This is a genomic window from Azotobacter tropicalis, from assembly GCF_059739045.1.
In genome coordinates this window covers 1,085,865-1,104,123 of sequence record NZ_AP046059.1, presented here as the reverse complement: position 1 = coordinate 1,104,123, position 18,259 = coordinate 1,085,865, and the positions used below count along the sequence as shown (strand labels likewise).

General features: G+C 59.1%; 19 protein-coding genes and 3 pseudogenes. 8 read left to right on the top strand and 14 right to left on the bottom strand.

Features of this window, described 5'->3' with window-relative positions; all coding sequences use genetic code 11:
- Window positions 1-166: 166 nt before the first annotated feature.
- Together Atro_RS05060 and Atro_RS05055 are read right to left on the bottom strand one after the other, a co-directional pair.
- Window positions 167-1,558, bottom strand: coding sequence for an adenylate/guanylate cyclase domain-containing protein (locus Atro_RS05060; protein ID WP_497926697.1), 1,392 nt, complete (start codon window positions 1,556-1,558; stop codon window positions 167-169).
- A gap of 165 nt (window positions 1,559-1,723) precedes the next feature.
- Window positions 1,724-1,987 carry a DUF4404 family protein gene (locus Atro_RS05055; protein WP_497927612.1) on the bottom strand — a complete coding sequence of 88 codons (264 nt, stop codon included), beginning with the start codon at window positions 1,985-1,987 and terminating at the stop codon, window positions 1,724-1,726.
- A 459-nt stretch (window positions 1,988-2,446) separates the two neighbouring features.
- On the opposite strand from Atro_RS05055, the pseudogene Atro_RS05050 reads away from it, so the two are divergent.
- The 3 genes and pseudogenes from Atro_RS05050 to rssC all read left to right on the top strand — a co-directional run bounded on the left by Atro_RS05050 (window position 2,447) and on the right by rssC (window position 5,088).
- Window positions 2,447-3,150, top strand: a pseudogene (locus tag Atro_RS05050) (MlaA family lipoprotein).
- 275 nt (window positions 3,151-3,425) lie between these two features.
- Window positions 3,426-4,609, top strand: a pseudogene (rssB, locus tag Atro_RS05045) (two-component system response regulator RssB).
- Complete coding sequence (rssC, locus tag Atro_RS05040) at window positions 4,606-5,088, top strand: anti-sigma factor antagonist RssC (RefSeq protein WP_497926696.1); 483 nt, start codon at window positions 4,606-4,608, stop codon at window positions 5,086-5,088. The pseudogene rssB and the gene rssC overlap by 4 nt, the downstream one beginning before the upstream one ends.
- 62 nt (window positions 5,089-5,150) lie before the next feature.
- Here rssC and tal read toward each other — a convergent pair.
- A pseudogene (gene tal / locus Atro_RS05035) lies at window positions 5,151-6,076 on the bottom strand (transaldolase).
- Between the two features lie 143 nt (window positions 6,077-6,219).
- Window positions 6,220-7,245, bottom strand: coding sequence for a tRNA dihydrouridine(20/20a) synthase DusA (dusA, locus tag Atro_RS05030; RefSeq protein ID WP_497926695.1), 1,026 nt, complete (start codon window positions 7,243-7,245; stop codon window positions 6,220-6,222).
- Window positions 7,246-7,348: 103 nt separating this feature from the next.
- Between dusA and Atro_RS05025 the strand changes: the two genes are divergently transcribed.
- Window positions 7,349-8,503: a tyrosine-type recombinase/integrase gene (locus tag Atro_RS05025; protein WP_497926694.1), complete on the top strand. Its 1,155-nt coding sequence runs from the start codon at window positions 7,349-7,351 to the stop codon at window positions 8,501-8,503.
- On the opposite strand, the gene Atro_RS05020 is transcribed toward Atro_RS05025, so the two are convergent.
- A complete protein-coding gene (locus Atro_RS05020) occupies window positions 8,483-8,749 on the bottom strand; it encodes a pyocin activator PrtN family protein (protein WP_131297841.1) in 267 nt (88 codons plus the stop codon). The genes Atro_RS05025 and Atro_RS05020 overlap by 21 nt on opposite strands.
- A gap of 31 nt (window positions 8,750-8,780) precedes the next feature.
- On the bottom strand, window positions 8,781-9,020 hold the full coding sequence (locus Atro_RS05015) for a hypothetical protein (protein ID WP_497926693.1): 240 nt from the start codon (window positions 9,018-9,020) through the stop codon (window positions 8,781-8,783).
- On the opposite strand from Atro_RS05015, the gene Atro_RS05010 reads away from it, so the two are divergent.
- From Atro_RS05010 to Atro_RS04995, 4 genes are all read left to right on the top strand, one after another.
- Window positions 9,007-9,225 (top strand): hypothetical protein, encoded by a 219-nt coding sequence (locus Atro_RS05010; RefSeq protein WP_497926692.1) that lies wholly within the window; start codon window positions 9,007-9,009, stop codon window positions 9,223-9,225. The two genes, Atro_RS05015 and Atro_RS05010, sit on opposite strands and share 14 nt — an antisense overlap.
- 239 nt (window positions 9,226-9,464) lie before the next feature.
- Window positions 9,465-9,764, top strand: coding sequence for a hypothetical protein (locus tag Atro_RS05005; RefSeq protein WP_497926691.1), 300 nt, complete (start codon window positions 9,465-9,467; stop codon window positions 9,762-9,764).
- A gap of 150 nt (window positions 9,765-9,914) precedes the next feature.
- Window positions 9,915-13,289 carry a tape measure protein gene (locus Atro_RS05000; RefSeq protein ID WP_497926690.1) on the top strand — a complete coding sequence of 1,125 codons (3,375 nt, stop codon included), beginning with the start codon at window positions 9,915-9,917 and terminating at the stop codon, window positions 13,287-13,289.
- Window positions 13,290-13,682, top strand: coding sequence for a hypothetical protein (locus Atro_RS04995; protein WP_497926689.1), 393 nt, complete (start codon window positions 13,290-13,292; stop codon window positions 13,680-13,682).
- Window positions 13,683-13,724: 42 nt separating this feature from the next.
- Here Atro_RS04995 and Atro_RS04990 read toward each other — a convergent pair whose 3' ends face one another.
- From Atro_RS04990 to Atro_RS04955, 8 genes are all read right to left on the bottom strand, one after another.
- Window positions 13,725-14,057 carry a type II toxin-antitoxin system HicB family antitoxin gene (locus tag Atro_RS04990; RefSeq protein ID WP_131339381.1) on the bottom strand — a complete coding sequence of 111 codons (333 nt, stop codon included), beginning with the start codon at window positions 14,055-14,057 and terminating at the stop codon, window positions 13,725-13,727.
- Window positions 14,054-14,248: a type II toxin-antitoxin system HicA family toxin gene (locus tag Atro_RS04985; protein ID WP_497926688.1), complete on the bottom strand. Its 195-nt coding sequence runs from the start codon at window positions 14,246-14,248 to the stop codon at window positions 14,054-14,056. The genes Atro_RS04990 and Atro_RS04985 overlap by 4 nt, the downstream gene beginning before the upstream one ends.
- A 271-nt stretch (window positions 14,249-14,519) precedes the next feature.
- Window positions 14,520-14,666: a hypothetical protein gene (locus Atro_RS04980; RefSeq protein WP_497926687.1), complete on the bottom strand. Its 147-nt coding sequence runs from the start codon at window positions 14,664-14,666 to the stop codon at window positions 14,520-14,522.
- Window positions 14,667-14,710: 44 nt separating this feature from the next.
- Window positions 14,711-15,019, bottom strand: a complete 309-nt coding sequence (locus Atro_RS04975; RefSeq protein WP_090620111.1) for a HigA family addiction module antitoxin — start codon at window positions 15,017-15,019, stop codon at window positions 14,711-14,713.
- A gap of 10 nt (window positions 15,020-15,029) precedes the next feature.
- Window positions 15,030-15,311: a type II toxin-antitoxin system RelE/ParE family toxin gene (locus Atro_RS04970; protein WP_090620123.1), complete on the bottom strand. Its 282-nt coding sequence runs from the start codon at window positions 15,309-15,311 to the stop codon at window positions 15,030-15,032.
- A 131-nt stretch (window positions 15,312-15,442) separates the two neighbouring features.
- On the bottom strand, window positions 15,443-16,231 hold the full coding sequence (locus Atro_RS04965; protein WP_497926686.1) for a nuclease-related domain-containing protein: 789 nt from the start codon (window positions 16,229-16,231) through the stop codon (window positions 15,443-15,445).
- Window positions 16,232-16,347: 116 nt separating this feature from the next.
- Window positions 16,348-17,091 carry a hypothetical protein gene (locus tag Atro_RS04960; RefSeq protein WP_497926685.1) on the bottom strand — a complete coding sequence of 248 codons (744 nt, stop codon included), beginning with the start codon at window positions 17,089-17,091 and terminating at the stop codon, window positions 16,348-16,350.
- A 102-nt stretch (window positions 17,092-17,193) separates the two neighbouring features.
- Window positions 17,194-18,036 carry a PIN domain-containing protein gene (locus Atro_RS04955; protein WP_497926684.1) on the bottom strand — a complete coding sequence of 281 codons (843 nt, stop codon included), beginning with the start codon at window positions 18,034-18,036 and terminating at the stop codon, window positions 17,194-17,196.
- Window positions 18,037-18,259 lie beyond the last annotated feature (223 nt).

Sequence of the window (18,259 nt, the reverse complement as noted above, 5' to 3'; positions counted from 1 at the left end):
TCGCTGACTGAAGCGCTTGATTCGCTTGGAGTTTCCTTGACGGTGCTGGGGAGGGAGTAATTGCTGTGTTATGCCATGAGCTAGCTAGGCCTATTTGCTCTGTTGGCCTTCCTTAGCCATTTTTGGCAGAGGCAAGTCCGCTGACTTGTATCGTCGCGTGACGTGACTAGACAGTTACCTTGTCCCGGAGTTTTTCGGCAGCTTGGCGCAATGCCAGGATGACTCGTTCCTTGTCGAAATTCTGGATGTCGTTGGTATCCAGATACATGGAGAAGCCTGGCATTTCGTGCTCGATGAAGCTGGATACCGCTCCGAGGTCGCGCCGGAAGTCGACGATTTGATAGATTTGCACAGGCCGGCTGAAGCCTTTGACTGTAATTTGGCCTTTATCGCGGCACATGATCACGTCCTTTACCAAAGAATAGGTTTCATGGGAGATAAGAATCTCTCCGGCCTCAGACGCGCTTTCCAGGCGACTAGCAAGATTTACCTCGCGACCAATGATGGTGTAGTCCATCCGTGTATCGGCACCGAAATTGCCGACCGTGCAGTAGCCGGTATTGATGCCCATGCGAATTTCCAGCGGCTTAGTGATGCCTTGGGCGCGCCATTGTTGGCGTAGCACCTTCATGTGCTTGCGCATGGCAATGGCCATGGAGACTGCGGCAACTGCGTCATTTTTAGCGCCTTCAGTGGTAGGGTCACCAAAAAACACCATGACAGAGTCACCAACAAATTTGTCGATAGTCCCGCCATATTTCAAGGCAATTTTCGACATCTCGTTCAGATAGGTGTTGAGTAGGTCAGTTAGCGCTTCGGCCTCGAGCTCTTCGGATAGCTCTGTAAAGCCTTTGATATCAGAAAAGAACACGGTGAGCTTCTTACGCTGGGTTTCCAAGCGCACACTTTTTCGGCCGGTGAAGATCGACTCCCAGACTTGAGGAGACAAATATTTAGCCAAGCTGCTGGCCAGCTGGGCAGATTTTTCCTGTTCTCGCTTGATTTCACCACGCATCTGAATCAGCCTCTGGCTCTGGCGGTGGACAAAGCAGGCGGTGATGCAGACGTACAACATGCTGAAGGCAATGCTTACCAAGGAGACCAGATCAGGTGTGGCGCCTCGATAGGAGGGGGTGAGCAGCATGTTGCTCAATAGCGTTGTGCTTAAGGCTACGAGTACAGCAAGTGTCAGATTGCGTGTACCGCCTGTCATCAATGCGCTGAAACATAAGGTCAGCAAAAGCATCAGACTGGGGACGATCGAAAAGCCCAGGAGCACTGTTCCCAGCCCGACATGTATTGCATCGATGAACAGCAAGACTTGGCTGGTCTGTTGCGGATAGTCCAGACGATAGCTTTGGCTGAGGTAATAGGCAAACGGAGGGTAGAGCAGGGCGTAGGGCACTAGCCAGAGAATGTCATAACTGAAATAGTGTACATAGGTGCCAGCGGCGATGCTTGCGGCGGCGGAAATATAGGCCAGCATGCGCGAGTAGTATTGGCGCACTGAGTACGAGGAGGTGGGCAGTCCGTCTTGGCAACTACTTACGTATTTCATGGGGAGCCTTCCTTGCTGCTACTGCTGGAGCTTATGCTTGTTATGGGGGCAGGAGCTTATGCTTTAGCTGCAATGGTTACAATCATGCGCTGAAAGATAGGCATGAGACTTTCGGGCACGATCAGGCACACACGGGGAGGCGTGTTTTAGAGGTGGTGCGTGGGATCAGATGCCCATGCTGGCCAAGCTTTGCAAGATGTTGCGTAGGGTTACGGCGAGTGTTGGATGCTCGGTCTCAAAGCGTTCCACGGCTAGGTTGATGCCGTCCACCAAGCTATCGTCTGGCGCGCTGCTTGCATCGCGAGCCAACTGCAACTCGAGATCCTGAATCAGGGAGGCCAATCTAGTGCGTTCTTCGGTGCTCATCAGTGGATTCTGTGCCAGTTGATCACGCAGTTCTTGTAAGTGTCGCTGCAGATTTTCGGGCATGGCAAATCCCCCGGTTGTGAAATTTCTTTGCAAAGAATAGTTCAGGCAGGAAGTGCCTGCTTGATCCTGATCAAAAGGGGGAAGGGTTTTGGCTTTTCTGTCCTTTGCCGACACGGAGTTGTCCAGTGGTGTGTGCCAAGGCTTTCGTGTGCGGCTGGGTGCGCCGTTTCCCCCGCATCCTGGCTGAGCTGCTACAAGGCCGAGAGTCCTTGTGCTGAGCCGATGTCCTATCGGCAGCCAGAAAATCCGAATGCGCGGGGCTGGCTTCAGCGTGGCCACGATAATAACGATGTGTGACATATAGATGACCGGCGTTGATTCAGCGCTAGCCTGATTACAAAAACCTGTGGCCGACTATGACTTTGGTTTTAGTAACTGAGATTCTGCTGCTGCCTAGGTGCATAGCAGGCTATATACTCGGCCACTATTGAATAATTCTTCGTGGAGGAGGTACCTGCAATGCGTGTGATTGCCGCCGACCGGACCAAACGATTGGGCCGTTCGCTAGTCTGTGCCGGACTGGCCCTGTTGCCTGTAATGACAGTGGTTGCCGCTGAAGAGGATCCTTGGGAGGAGTTCAATCGGGCGATATTTCGTTTCAACGATACGTTGGATACCTATTTCCTGAAGCCTGTTGCCCAAGGGTATCAGGCGGTCGCCCCGCAGTTCGTCGAGGATGGCGTGCATAACGCCTATCGCAACATTGGCGATGTCGGCAACTTGGCCAACGACCTGCTGCAGGCTAAGTTCCATGATGCAGGTGTCGATAGCAGCAGATTGCTGATCAACAGTACCATTGGTGTGTTGGGGGTTGTCGACGTGGCGACCAAGATGGGGCTTGATCGTAACGATGAGGACTTTGGCCAAACCCTCGGCGTTTGGGGGGTTCCGAGTGGTCCCTACGTAGTCCTGCCTTTCTTTGGGCCGAGCACGGTGCGTGATACTGGCGGGAAGGTCGGGGACGCTTTTACGAAGCCGTATGTGTACATGAATGACACCACTGCCCAATATGCCTTGTTCGCCGGTGAGGTGGTTGATACTCGCGCAGCCTTGTTGTCGGCGAGAAGCTTATTACGGGCGACAAATATGTATTTATACGCAATGCCTACCTGCAGAACCGCGAATTCAAGGTGCAGGATGGCGAGGTAGAGGACGATTTTTAAGGGCTTTACCGGGAAGGCCTCATTCGATGCCAGTCTCTTCCGGCTGGCATTTTTGCTTTTGCCGTTCTCCTAATTTCGTTCAGTGGGGTGCGGCAAGCCGTGTCTTTATGCAATCTGTATTTCTAGTGATAGCAAATATGCTTACCAGTGCATGCTTGAATCACCGGGCCGATGGGAGTACCGTCTGCGCCGTGAAGCGAACTCACTACTAGCGCTTTGATAAAGGGGCGGGGTATACGCGACCCAATCCTTGGCGCAGCCAGCCCGGATACTCCATGCACAATTCCAGTGCCAAGCTGCTGATAATCGATGACGATAAAGTCGTCCGTGCCAGTCTTGCAGCCTATCTGGAGGACAGCGGCTTCCAGGTCCTGCAGGCGGGTAATGCCCTGCATGGGCTTGAGGTCTTCGAGAGTGAAGAGCCCGATCTGGTTATCTGCGACCTTCGCATGCCGCAGATTGATGGCCTGGAATTGATTCGGCGAATGGGTGAGCAGCAAAGCGAAACCCCCGTTATCGTCATGTCTGGTGCTGGCGTCATGAGCGACGTGGTCGAAGCCCTGCGCCTCGGTGCGGCCGACTATCTGATCAAGCCGCTGGAAGATCTTGCCGTGCTTGAGCATTCGGTGCGTCGAGCGCTGGACCGGGCTCGCCTTCGTCTGGAAAATCGCCGCTATCGGGAAAAGCTAGAGGTGGCCAACCGCGAGTTGCAGGCCAGCCTGAGCCTGCTTCAGGAGGACCAGAATGCCGGGCGCCAAGTGCAGTTAAACATGCTGCCGGAAACGCCTTGGGAAGTGGATGGATTGTGCTTTGCTCACAAGATTATTCCATCATTATATCTTTCAGGGGATTTTGTCGACTACTTTCGTATTGACGAGCGCCGCTTGGGCTTTTACTTGGCTGATGTCTCCGGTCATGGAGCTTCTTCCGCTTTTGTTACCGTGCTTCTCAAGTTCATGACCACGCGCCTGCTTTATGAGTTCCGTCGCAATGGTGCCTTCCCTGATTTCAAGCCATCCGATGTACTCGCCCACATCAACCGTGGCCTGATCAACTGCAAGCTGGGCAAGCATGTAACCATGCTGGGCGGGCTGATCGATCTGACTGCCGATCGTCTGACCTATTGTGTGGGGGGGCACCTGCCTTTGCCTGTATTTTACAGCAATGGCGAAGCCACCTACCTGAAGGGCGCGGGTTACCGGTTGGCCTGTTTCAGGATGCCAGCTATGAGAATTATGAGCTGCAATTGCCTGCATCTTTCAGTCTGACGTTGGTGTCGGACGGAGTTCTGGATCTTTTGCCGGGGGAGACGCTCAAAGAAAAGGAAGCAGTACTGCCGGAACGTGTACGAGCTGCAGGTGGCAGTCTGGATGGATTGCGTCAGGTATTGGGATTGGCCCAGTTGGGTGAAATGCCGGATGATATCGCCTTGCTGGTGTTGAACAGGAATCTTGCATGAGTATCGGGAAAATCCAGTTCGCCGAGCAAAGTGGCACCTTCGTTCTCAAGTTCATCGGAGAGATCCGGCTGACCCTGTGCTCGGCTTTGGATGACACGATTGAACGCATCTTTGCTGCCCTCAACTTCTCCGCCATTGTCATCGATCTGACCGAGACTCAGAGCATCGATAGCACTACGCTGGGGTTGCTGGCCAAGCTCTCGATCCTCTCCCGGCAGAAGGTTGGCATGTTGCCGACGGTGGTGACAACCCATCCGGATATCACCCGGTTATTGCAGTCGATGGGCTTCGATCAAGTATTCAATATTGTCGACCGTCCGGTTCCTTGTCCGGAATGTCTTTCCGAGCTACCCTCCCAAGATCAATCGGAAGAGGTGGTCAAAGCCAAAGTGCTGGAAGCGCACCGTATTCTGATGGGGCTCAATGAGTCCAATCGGGAAGCTTTTCACGATCTGGTCAGCGCTCTTGAGCGCCAGTAGGCGTTGATCTCCCAGGGTGGCAGGGCGGCTATCCGGTAGCGCCCCTACCTTCATCTTATATATCAGACTTTCTCACCTAGCAGCGCTTCTAGTTTGAGTTGATCGCGGGCAAAAAGGCGGATGCCTTCGGCCAGTTTCTCGGTAGCCATCGCATCTTCGTTGAGCGCCCAGCGGAAGGCCTGTTCATCCAGCGCTTGGCGAGCTTCCCCACTAGTGCCGGGGCTAGTTTGCGCTCCAGTAGACCTTGTTCTCCGGCCAGTTGCTGCAGTAGTTCGGGGCTGATGGTCAGGCGGTCGCAACCAGCCAGTTGTTCGATCTGCCCCAAATTGCGGAAGCTTGCCCCCATTACCACAGTTTCATAGCCATTGGCCTTGTAATAGTTGTAGATGCGTGTGACCGACTGCACGCCGGGATCTTCCGCTCCAGCGAAGTCGCGCCCCTCCGCTTTTTTGTACCAGTCGTAGATGCGCCCGACGAAGGGGGAAATCAAAAACGCCCCTGCATCGGCGCAGGCGGCAGCTTGGGCGAATGAGAACAGGAGGGTCAGATTGGTATGGATGCCGGCTCGCTCCAATTGCTCGGCCGCGCGGATGCCCTCCCAGGTAGCGGCAATTTTAATCAGTACGCGTTGACGAGCGATGCCGGCCTGTTCATAGAGTCCAATCAGGCGTTCGGCTCGATTTATGGTGGCCTGGCTGTCAAAGGATAGGCGTGCGTCCACTTCTGTGGAGATGCGTCCGGGAATTACCTTGAGAATCTCCTGACCCACAGCAACAGCGAAGCGGTCGCAGGCTAGTCCTAGGTTGCTATTACAGTCTGCTACCGCCTGTTTCAGCAGTCCTGCATGGCGGGGCAAGGTGGCGGCCTTGAGCAGCAAGGAGGGGTTTGTGGTGGCATCGACCGGTTTCAGGTGGGCGATAGCGTCCAGATCGCCGGTGTCGGCGACTACTGTGGTGTATTGCTTGAGTTGCTCCAGCTTGGATGTCATGGGGTTCTGTCCTTTTACGATTGCCTGACCTTACCCGAGCACTGGACCACTCTCAACGGGCAAGTCGCTAGCCTGCTCAGGAAGGTCGCGGAGCAGCCAGCGATTCGATGCTTGTCAGGGGGCAATGTTCCCTACACGAGTCTTTAGCGCCCTTCGAGCAGAGCTATCGCCTGCTCGAACGGTTCCAGCGGATCGCTGGCCTTGTGAATATCTACCGACAGCAACTGGCGAAAGCGACGCGCTCCGGGAAAGCCCTGGCCAAGGCCGAGCACATGGCGAGTAATATGGTGCAGGGCACCGCCTTCGTGTAGATGTTGCTGGATATGGGGCCGTAGACGCTCCAGTGCTTCGTGCCGACTGATCGGCGGGCGAGGGCTGTGGAACAATTCCTGATCGACCTGGGCGAGCAAGTGGGGATTGTAGTAGGCCTCACGCCCTAGCATCACACCGTCGAAGGTCCGTAGATGTTGGCGGCATTCCTCGAGGCTCTTGATCCCCCCATTGAGGATGATCTCCAGATCGGGAAAGTCCCGCTTGAGCTGTGCGGCCACTTCGTAGCGCAGCGGTGGAATCTCGCGATTCTTCTTGGGTGACAGCCCGGCGAGGATGGCGATGCGGGCATGCACAATGAAGCTTTGACAGCCGGCTTCACGTACCTGGCCGACGAAATCGCAGAGTTCGGCATAAGAATCATGATCATCAATGCCGATGCGATGTTTGACCGTAACCGGAATGGCCACGACATCACGCATCGCCTTTACGCAATCGGCCACCAGTGCCGGGTTGCCCATCAGGCAGGCGCCGATCAAGTTATTCTGCACGCGGTCGCTCGGGCAGCCGACATTCAGGTTGACTTCGTCGTAACCGGCTTGTTCGGCCAATCTTGCACAAGCTGCCAGTTCGACAGGCACGCTGCCGCCTAACTGCAGTGCCAGAGGATGCTCTGCTTGGTCATGACGCAGAAAGCGCTGCTTATCTCCGTGCAGCAGGGCGCCAGTAGTGACCATCTCGGTATAAAGAAGAGCATGTTGTGACAACTGTCGGAGAAAAAAGCGGCAATGTCGATCAGTCCAATCCATCATCGGCGCCACGCAGAAGCGGCGGAACGGCCCAAGGCGCGTGGTTGCTGGGTTTGAGCTAGTTTTCGTCGAGCTTTCGGCAGTGTGCATTTACGTGCATTTTCTGGTGTTTTCGGGTGTTTCTAAAAGGTCGGTGGTAAAATTTACCACCCGATAAATCAGATTTACCACCGACCTTGAAGAGTTTTCCACCATGGCCACCATCCGTACCCGGAAGAACAAGGACGGCTCCGTGATGTACACCGCGCAGATCAGGATCAAGCGCGATGGCGTCCAAGTCTATCAGGAGAGCGCGAGCTTCAGTCGCCGGAAGGCGGCCGAGGCTTGGGCGAAGCGACGGGAGACCGAACTGAGCGAGCCTGGCGCATTGGAGCGCGAGCAGCGCGGTGGCAGGGTCACTCTGGCGGAGATGATCGACCGCTATATCGGTGAGCGCGATCCTGCCAATCCGCTCGGCAAGACCAAGGAGGCTACTTTGCGTGCCGTGGCTGCTAGCCACCTGGGAGGTCTGCTTGAGTGCGAGCTCACAAGCCAGGCCTTGGTCGACTATGCGCTGTGGCGCATGAGTCCGGGAGGCGGCAGTGTGAAGCCGCAGACCGCTGGAAACGACTTGTCGCACATAGGCGCTGTGCTGACCATCGCGCGGCCGGCCTGGGGCTATGAGGTTGACGCGGGTGCGATGGCCGATGCGCGGCGGGTGATCAAGAAGCTTGGCTACAACACCAAGTCGCGCGAACGCGATCGCCGCCCGACGATCGGCGAGCTGGGCTCCTTGCTGCAGCAGTTCGTGGCGGTGCAAGCGTCGCGCCCCACCAGTCTAGCCATGGCCAAGGTGGTGGTATTCGCGCTGTTCTCGACGCGGCGTCAGGAAGAGATCACCAGGATTCGCTGGGATGACTTGGACGAAGCACGGCAGCGGGTGTTGGTGCGCGACATGAAGAACCCTGGCGACAAGTGGGAAAACGACGTGTGGTGCTCGCTGCCGGACGAAGCCTGGGCAATCGTGCAGAGCATGCCACGCACCTACCCGGAGATTTTCCCGTACACGGCGGATGCCATTCAGGGCGCGTGGAGCCGGGCCTGCAAGATCTGTGGCGTCGAGGATTTGCATTTCCATGATCTTCGCCACGAAGGCGTCAGCCGGCTGTTCGAGATGGGCTGGGATATTCCGAGAGCCGCGAGCGTGAGCGGGCACCGTAACTGGACGTCCCTGAGGCGATACACGCACCTGCACGAGCAGGGCGACAAGTACGCTGGCTGGGAGTGGTTGCCGAAGGTCATCGCCATGCCGGTGACCTTCGGAGAGTGGGTTGATCGGCGCAAGCGGTCAGGCACGGCGGCGGTTTAGCGTTTCGCACTCACGAACGGCGTCGGCGCGCCTGGCGTCGATGTACTGCGCCAGGTCGGTCAGGTGGACCCCTTTCGCAGCTTTCTGCCCTCCCTCCATGCGCACGATCGGCAGGGTGATCTGACCGGCCAGCGCCTTGCGCTGGAATTGATCGGCGGTCAGGTTGAAGTAGTCGCGGCAGACCCATTCAAGAGGAATGATCGCCTGGCCGTTGTACTGGGCCATCAGCAGGAATGCGGTGTTCACCGGCGCTTCCCTCCCTTGTTTTCGTCCCGCCTCATGCCGCCTCCCTGCCTTTGGGCAGGACGATCCGGTGCCGCTTGGCGATCTTGCACAAGGTGGCGCTGTTGACGCCGGTCTTGGCGCGGATCTGGCGTTCGGTCATGCCGAGGGAGACGCAGGCGCGGATGCGGTCGGCCAGGTTCAGCTCCTGCACGGAGAGCGGACGTTTGCGGGCGCCGGGGATGCCGTTCTGCGGGTTGTCGCGCCAGTCCCAGGTCGAGTTGGAACTGTTCATCGCCGGCCTCAACGACGCCCAGTCCAGCGAGCCATTCGCCCTGCGCCCGCGCCGGGTGAAGTTCGGCATTGCCAGCGAACTGCCGGTGTTCGGCACCGAATACCTGCGCCTGGAGGCACCGGCCGAGCTGCTGGCCGACGATCTGATCACCGCGACCGGCATTTCCAAATTCTGCGAGATGCAGCTGGTGAAGAAGGTGGCGTGATGGGGGAGGCCAGGGATAGCGCGGATTCGATTCGCGAGCTGTAGGTGGTGCAGCGAACCGCCAAGGCTACTCCAGCGAGTGGAGGCTCCATAAGCAAAAGCCGATATAACGTCGGCTTTTTGCATCGAACGGCAGCTATTCAACCGATAGTCGCAAAGGTGAACGATTGCCGTGCCTTATAGGCCTTACTTCCGTTATGGTTTGTGACGAGACGTTGAAACAGTTCGAGGAGAGGAACCATGAACAAGCTGTACCTGCTGACTGGAACGGATAACTATCAAGCAGCTGGGTTGTTCAGTGGCGGTATGGTTGCCGACTACAGTGTCCGAGTCTGTGTCGAGGAGAATATGGTCGTTTTCTGGTTAGGACCGCTCGAGGTTCGCCTGAGCCCGGCGCAAGCCGAGGAAGTCGGCCATCACTTGATGACCGCCGGACAGAAAGCCTGCCAAGCCTTGGGGGCGAGCCAGCCACTTCTGGATGGAGGCTACCGGCAAGCGCCTCTTCGTGGTCTTCCAGGGGGAGTCAACGAGAGCAAATAAGAGTTAATGGAAGACCCATTTCGCTGAGCCTCGCAACCAAAAATGAACCGATACGGCTTGGCTTGAAGGCTTCACTACCGATCGGATGACAGCATCCCGAACACTGGAACCTCGCCCCGGCGGGGTTTTTTATTGCCTGGAGAAAACCCGATGGCTGGCATCAAGGAACGCCTGATCCAGTTCGTCCTGCGCGGGCGTGACGAGCTCTCGCCCGCGGCGGAGCAGGGCGCCGACGCTCTGGAAGCGCTGCGCCGGGAAGGCGAGCGCCTTGGCGCGGCGCTGGACCAAGCCAAGGAGGCGCGCGGCCTGGCCGCCAGTCTCGCCGCCGCCGGCCGTGCTGCCGATCAGGCCCGTAGCGGTCTGGAACGCGCCGAGCAGCGTGCGGATAACCTACGCAAAGCGCTGGACAAGGACCCAGAGAGCGAAGGCCTGGCCGTCGCCCTGCAGGAGGCCGAGCGTGAGGCGGCCCGCGCCACTCGCGAGCTGAACCGGACCACCGCCCAGCTGGGCGAGCTGGAGCAGGCTGCCCGGACTGCCGGCATCGACACAAACGACCTGGCCGTCGAGCAGGGCCGTCTCGCCCGTGCGGTGGACGACAGCCGGCAAGCCCTGAATCAACACACCCGGCAGCTGCGCGAACTGGAGCGGCAGGAGGCCGAGGCGGCCCGCGGCGCCGCCGAGCACGCCTCCCGTCTGGCCGCCGTGCGCGAAGCGCTGGACGGCGCGACTCGCCAGGTGCTGGCTTTTGTCGGCGCCTTCGTCGGAGTCGATGCGGCTGTCTCTCTGATCGGCAGCCTGAGTGCTGCCCTCAAAACGGGCATCGGCAACATGCTCAAGGCCGGCGACTCTGCCGAAGGCCTGGAGCAGCGCATGAGTTCGCTGATGGGCTCGGTGGAGGCCGGTAAGGAGGCGGTCGACTGGATCGGCGATTTCGCCAAGCGCACCCCCATGGCAGCCGACGAGGTCGCCAATGCCTTCATGCTGCTCAAGGCCTACGGCCTCGATCCCATGAACGGCACCCTGCAGTCGCTGATGGACAAGAACGAGCAACTGGGCGGCGGCATGGAACGCCTCGAAGGCATCGTCATGGCCGTCGGCCAGGCCTGGGCCAAGAGCAAGCTGCAGACCGAGGAGATCCTGCAGCTGGTCGAGCGCGGCGTGCCGGCCTGGGACATGCTCGCCAAAATCACCGGCAAGAACGCCGGCCAGCTCGAGGAACTTGCCACTGCGGGCAAGCTCGGCCGCGACGTGATCGCCGCGCTGGTCGCCGAGCTGGGCAAGACCGCCGAAGGCGCGGCCGAAGCCGGCATGTCGCGCCTGTCCGGCCAGCTCAGCCAGTTGGGCGATGCAGCCAAGGCCTTCTACGAGGAGATCGCTGGGGCCGGTGCGCTCGACTACGTCAAGGGCCGGCTGCAGGTGCTGCTCGCTACCCTCGACGAAATGGACAAGAACGGCCGGCTGGACAAGCTGGCCAAGTCGCTCAGCACGGCGTTCATCGACGGCGCCAAGCGGGTCGAGGCGTTCGGCAAGCAGCTGCTCGGGACCGACTTCAAGAAACTGTCCGACGACAGCACGAAATGGCTGAACGACTTCGGCACCAAACTCGACCAGACCACGACCAGCGTCCAGCTGTTCGTCGCGCCGTTCCGCACCCTGTTCAACGGCGTCACCTCCGGGCTGTCGCTGGCCGGGCTGGCGGTCACCGGCTTCGCCGACCTGGTGCTGCGCAGCCTCGGGCAGGTCGCCGACTTCGTGCCGGACATGCTCGGCGGCGACAAGCTGCGCACCCAGATCGCCGAGGCTCGCGGCATGCTCGACGGGCTGACTGAGGGTTTCGCCGCCCAGATCGAGCAGGACGGCAAGGACATCGCCGCCGCCTGGGAGGTCGCCAGCCGGAGCGTGGCCGAAAGCGCCGCCGAGCAGACCGCCGCCGTCAAGTCCAAGGTCGAGCAGCAGCGCATGCTCGACCAGGCCTACGCCGACGAGCTGATCGCCAACCAGAAGAAGGCCAAGGATGCCGCCGTGGCCGCCGCAGCCGAGGGCACGGCGGCCATCGGCAGCATGGCCGAAGCGCTCAAGCTGATCGACGCCAGCAGCTCGACCGCTCAACTCGAAGGCCTGCGCGATGCCCTGCGCGAAGCCTACCAGGACGGCAAGCTCGGCCTCGAGGAGTACCAGCAGGCTACCGGCCTGCTCAACGAGCGGCTGACCAAGCTCAAGGCCGGCGCCGCCGGCGCGGCCGGTTCCTTCAAGGGGCTCGACGAGGAGCTGGAAAATCTCGCCGAAGTGCAACAGGCCATCGCCTCGGCCGAGACCGACGTCGACGTCAACAAGATCCGCGCCGCCCTGCGCAAGCTGTACGAGGACGGCAAGCTCAGCGCCGCGCAATACAACGAGGAACTGCAGAACCTCAGCGAGCGGCAGCGCGAGCTAAAGGGCGAAGTCGAGAAAACCACCCGCGCCGCCACCCAGGCCGGCGAGCAGCTGACCCGCTCCCAGCGGCTCTACAACGAGGCACTGGCAGACAGCATCCTCACCAACGAGGAGCTGCGCCGGGTCAGCGGCCAGCGCATGGAGGACGAGCGCCGGGCCAGCGGCGAGGCGATGGAGCGGCAGCGCGAGGGCCGCGAGGCCTCCGAACGCGACATGTCGGCCTTCGCCGATTTCTACGGCAGGACCCTGAGCAACGCCCGCGAGCCGCTGGCGGCGATGAGCGAGGCGGCGCTGGAGGCCTTCAACCGGCTGCGCGGCCTGTCCAGCGTGGATATGGCCATCGACACCAGCGATCTGGAGTCCACCCGCGAGTCCCTGCTCCGCGTGACCGAGGCGATGAGCCAGTGGGAGCAGGCCGCCAATACCGTCGGCCTGTCGCCCCTCGGCAAGTGGCAGACCCAGACCATGCTCGACAGCAAGCGGGTGCAGGTGCAGTTCCTCTCCCAGAAGGCCGCCCTGCAGTCGCTGATGGAAGGCTACGAGGACGGCTCGATCAGCCTGGAATCCTTCATCCGCCGCGCCGAGCGCGCTCGGGAGGGTATGGGCCTGCTCGACGCCGCCGACCTCTCCAGTCTGGAAAGTGCCCTGGAAAGCGCCCGGCAGCAGATGCAGGCGCTCGGCGAATCCAGCCGCAACACCCTGGACAGCCTGCAAAGCGAGCTGGACCAGCTGCGCGGCGATCAGGAAGCGGTGGACGCCCGCAACTTCGCCAGCCGCCGCCGCGAGCTGGAGGCGCAGCGCGCCGAGGCCCGTGCCGCCGGCAACGGCCAGGCGGTGTCCGACCTCAGCCGTGCGCTCACTACCCTGGGGCAGATCGAGACGGAAACCGCCCGCCAGCGCCTGATCGACCGCCAGCAGGCCGAGGCCCGGCAGCAGGCCGCCGCGCCGGTGCCGGCCACGACCGAGGCCCAGCCCGCCACCGTCATCCGCCTGGAAAGCCCCCGCGGGCGGCGGGTCGACGTGCAGGTGCCGGCGGGCCAGCAGACCCAACTGCTCGACATACTGGCCGATGCCGGCCTGAGGACGCTATGAATGATGCTCGACTCGGTGGAACTCGACGACCAGTTCGAATGGGTGGACGAGTTCGAATGGGATGCCGTGGCCCAGGAGCAGGAGCGCTCGGTCAGCGGCGCGCTGCTGATTCAGGAGGGCGTCAAGCTGTACGGCCGGCCGATCACCCTGCGCAGCAACGGCGGGGTCTGGACCCCGCTGTCGGTGGTGCGCTCGCTGGAAGTACTGCGCGACATTCCGAACAAGGTCATGGCCCTGACCCTGCCGGACGGCCGAACTTTCAACGTGATCTTCAACCGCGCCGACGGCGCCGCGCTGGAAGCCGTGCCACTCGAACGGCGGGTCGCTCCGCCGGACGACTGGCTTTACGACGTCAACCTGCGCCTGATTACCGTTGCGCCGCCGGCGGTGTGATCCTCTTGGGGCCGGGTGGCTGTAAAGCCGCCGCAGCCATGGCTACGAGTGAGCCGCGCGTTCGAATACCTCATCTGCCCACTGGTTCAGGCTCTTGCCGGCTGCTTGTGCCGCGATGGCCGCGGCGGCATGCACCTCCGGGCGGATGCGCAGCATGATCTTGCCGGACGCCGGCTTGTCCGGGCTGATGCCCTGCTCGGCGCAGTCGGCCAGGTAGTCGTCCACGGCCAGGTGAAACTCGGTGCGCAGTTCCGCAACCGAGGCGCCCTGGAAGCTGATGATGTCCCTCACGCCCAGCACACGACCGACGAAGATATCGTCTCGCTCGTCAAACTCGATGCGGGCGGCGTAGCCCTTGTAACTCATGCTGTTCATGGCTCGACTCCTGCCCGTCGCAAGAACTCGCGGGCCTCTTCGACTTGATACCTTTTCGCCTCCTTGCCGGGATGGGGGCGGTGACAACGCCACTGCACACCTCCCAACACGAGCTTGACCCGCGATCCCTCGCGCTCTAGCACCTGCCCTCCCAGGTGGAGAACCAGCGCCTCGATATCGGAAAAGACCAATGTCGCACTGGTCGGCGTGCGGAAGATGGCTTCAAGGGTTTTACGATGTCTGCTCTGTATGGGGAAATGCTATCAAAAAAAGATAGCACATGGCGCACGAGTTACTGTCTGCAGGACAGCGAGATCAAACCGACTGGACGGCGCCCCGCTGGAAGCCGTGCCGCTCGAACGGCGGTAGCCCCGTCCGAGGACTGGCTCTACGAGGTCAACCTGCGCCTGATCACCGTTGCGCCGGCGGCGTGATCCAGCAGGTTTCGTCGCAATCGCCCGCTCAGACCAGATGCACTTCCACCCGCTTGCCCAGCGCCGCCGCGTACTTGCGCAGCGTATCCAGGCTGGGGGAATGCTTGCCGGAGGCCAGTGCGTTTTCCAGCTGGTAGGGTGGGTAACGCGCGCAGCGATTACCCACCGTTGGCATAGGTAGACAAGGCTGCGCCGTTGTCTACCCTACGCGCTACAGCTTCATGCGTGCGCCGGATGCGTCTCGGCCCATGGGCGGATTTTCGCCAGCGTCTCGGCAATCGCGTCCTTGGTCATCTCCCGGTCGTAGTCCGACTGCAGGCCGATCCAGAAGTCTTCCGACATGCCGAAGAACCGCGCCAGGCGCAGGCCCGTGTCGGCCGTCACGGCGCGCTTGCCGGCGACGATCTCGCCGATACGCCGCTGCGGCACGCCGATCTCCTTGGCCAGCCGGTACTGGGTGATCCCCATGGGCTTGAGGAACTCTTCGAGCAGAATCTCGCCCGGATGTGGGTAGGCTACTTCGCGCATGCTTTCCTCCTCAGTGGTAGTCCACGATTTCAACATCGTCCGCGCCGGCATCCGACCAGCGGAAGCACACCCGCCACTGGTCGTTGATGCGGATGCTGTACTGCCCGAGCCGGTCGCCCTTGAGCGCCTCCAGCCGGTTGCCGGGCGGCACTCGCAGATCGTCCAGACGCCCTGCGCGGTTCAGCATCGCCAGCTTGCGCATGGCGACGGCCTCGATGTTCACGAAACGCCGCACGCGATCACCGTCGAACAGGCTCTCGGTATCGCGGCACTTGAATGAATTGATCGCCATGGCAGGCATGGTAACGTCGCGCGTTACTAACGAGCAAGGTTAGCCAGCCGAACGGCACCCGCCAGCTTGGCTCGCCGCCCTGTATCGTACTTGCAGGCTGGGCGATCAGTCCGGTAGGGCAGACGAGGTGTCTACCCTACACGCTCGGCCATCAGGGGCTGCACCGTCCGGCACTTGGGAAAGCCAGAGCAGCCCCAGAACTGCTGCCCGGCCTTCGCGCCGGACTTCACCGTGCGAATCACCAGCAGGCTGCCGCACTTGGGGCATTGGCGCTCGGCGGTGGGGTCGTGGCGGCGTTTGAGGTTTTGCACGTGCTCGCGGTGGGTGGCCAGCGTCGGCGCCCGGCGGCCTTCCTGCAGGGCGCGCAGCAGCGCATCCACCTCGGCCTCGCTGAATACCGGCTGGCGGAACGACTTGATGTAACGGATGAACCCGGCGCCCTCGGTCACGTTGGCCGGCATCTCGGTTTTGAAGGTGCTGCCGCCGACGAAGGTGATGACCGAGTGCAGGTGCTCCGGCGCAATGCCGAGCGTGGCCTCCAGCGCCTTGAGGTGCTTGTAGTTCTGCCGCAGCGGGTTCTGGAACTTGAAGCTCTTCCTGTAGAACTTCTGCGTCCACTGCGCCTGGTGCTCGCCGCCGAAGATCCAGCCGCCCATGTTCTTGGTTTCCAGCACGAATACGCCGAAGCGCGAGATGAACACATGGTCGATCTGCGTCGTGCCGTCCGGGGTCGGCAGCGTCACGTTGTGCAGGCGGCGATAGGTCTGCTTGTCCAGTCGCCAGTGCGCGAACAGGCGAACCCAGAGTTCGCCGATATACCCCTTTGCCCAGGGCGACTTCAGAAGGCCGAGCAGGAACATCAGCGGCACGAGCCAGATGGCCACTTTCCAGACCTGGGCGATAATGGGTGTGAAATCCAATTTCAGATTCTCCGACTACGGTGGGGTGGAGCTTTGTGTTGGTGGGCGAGGGTATGCTGTTGCCCTATTTATTTGTTTGCCAATAGTTGCTGAGGACAGTTCCCGCGTGGGAGCCATCAGACGCATCTTCCCTCGATCGCAAGAACAATCTTCTCAACATCATCTGCCATGGCCGAGAGTGTTTCCGGAGCGGGGCGTCCTTCAAGTGTTTCTACACCGTTTAAAGCAATATAGAAGGAAAGTTCTAGGTCGAACTCAATGTGAGTGTCTTGTCCGATGATTGCGATAATGAGTTCACTTTTCTCTGTATTCCAGCGTGGCGGAAACGTCATTTCCTTCATAAAGCCCGTGCACTGCATGTGTTTTATGTGAGCCTGGCCAATTGTGGTGCCGATGGGAACAAGTAGCCTGTGGGTAGTTCCGTTTCGTAGCTCACTTAGACCCCACAAGAGTTCATGCCCTCCTTTATAGGGGCGAAAGCTCCTGCATAGATCGGAAATCTCAGGTGGGATGTCCCTCCCGCGCTTGATCACTTCGTCAAGGTGATGTTCTGATTTCGCAATTGGAAAGTAGACGCTCCGGCTTTCAATTCCCTTGGCTGCAACGGTAGCGTAAACCGCTTGATCTAGAGCAGATCGAAGCTCTTCTGCGGCACTAACAGCCTCATCAATGAGATCGTCGTGAACAGGTTGAAGTACTTTTATCTTGTGGATTTGGTATGCGCCCGTTTCGTCTGGTTCTGTAACTCGAGCAAACGGTTTTTGTGCAAAGTAGCTCTGAATGTGCTGGCCTAGCTCGGCAATATTTTTTCGAGCCTTTGCGATTCTGCGTTTGGGAATATTGAATAGATCTTTGCTCATCAGGTGTTTCCTGTAATTAGTCCGGTAGGGCGGGCAACTCGCGCAGCGATTGCTCGCCGTTGGCATCGGTAGACAAGGCTGCGCCGTTGTCTAACCTACTTGCTAGAACACCTTTTTCCAAAGGGGTTCAAGCCTCGTACCCATTACACCTTTGCCAATATTATCTAGTCCACGAACCATCACATATAATCCGCCTAATATTTGAATTCCCTCGGTTATTCCAAGTCCGGAATAGCTAAATGCTGGGAAGAGGACGTAATAAGACATGATTATGCCGACGCAGAATTCGAAGGCTCCATATGAAAGGCGGAAATTTTCTCTGTACCAGAATAACGCCAAGCCTAAAATAGGTAGTCCGACCATCGTTCCCCAAGTGGTGATTGTGGATGCCAAAAGGTCTATATTCGAGTAAATAAGTTTCCCGACTGCGGAGGAAGATATGCCAAGAATAAAGCTGAATATGAGGTAGCGTTTCTGAGATGAAATAACTTTCTCAGCTTCTTCTTCGATTTCTTTATTTATTGAATCACTCTTGCTTGTGTCAATAAATTCAGCGCCAGTGATGGATTTAATATTTAGACCTGATAAGAAGTAAGCCAAGGCTTTATCGTTTGTCACTACGCAAGGGGCGTCAATCCCTTGCTCTTCAGCATAGGCTATAGCTATTCGGGCGATATCAAAATCCGCTCCGCTTAAACGTTGGGCATTTCTATCGAATTGTATAGGATCATTTTTTAATTTTTCAGGTGTGCCAGCTATTTTTACGCCTGCATGAATAGAGGATGCGACTAGCTCAGCGATATCTGCCCATTTGCTCCCTTTACCCCTGTGGGAGAGTTCCTCCATTACGGCTCTTGGAATAACAAGCTTCCGATTCCCAGCCCTAGACAATATCTGTGGGTGCTGGAATAAAACATTTGTATCGATTATGTATCTACTTGGCATAAATCTTCCTGATGCCTAACTACCCAAACGGGCGGACCACTCCAGCTCTCCCACTCTAGCTCGTGGGTTTCACGGTCATGGTGATTCTGGCGGAGCGTTATAGCTATGGGCTGCAGGCTCAGGCAAGCCCAATGTGCCACTACTCCAACGATCCCGTGATTGACGGCCCGCGCTCTTATCTCTAAGGTTTCCCCCGTCGTTGTAAATCCAGCGACCTGGGATT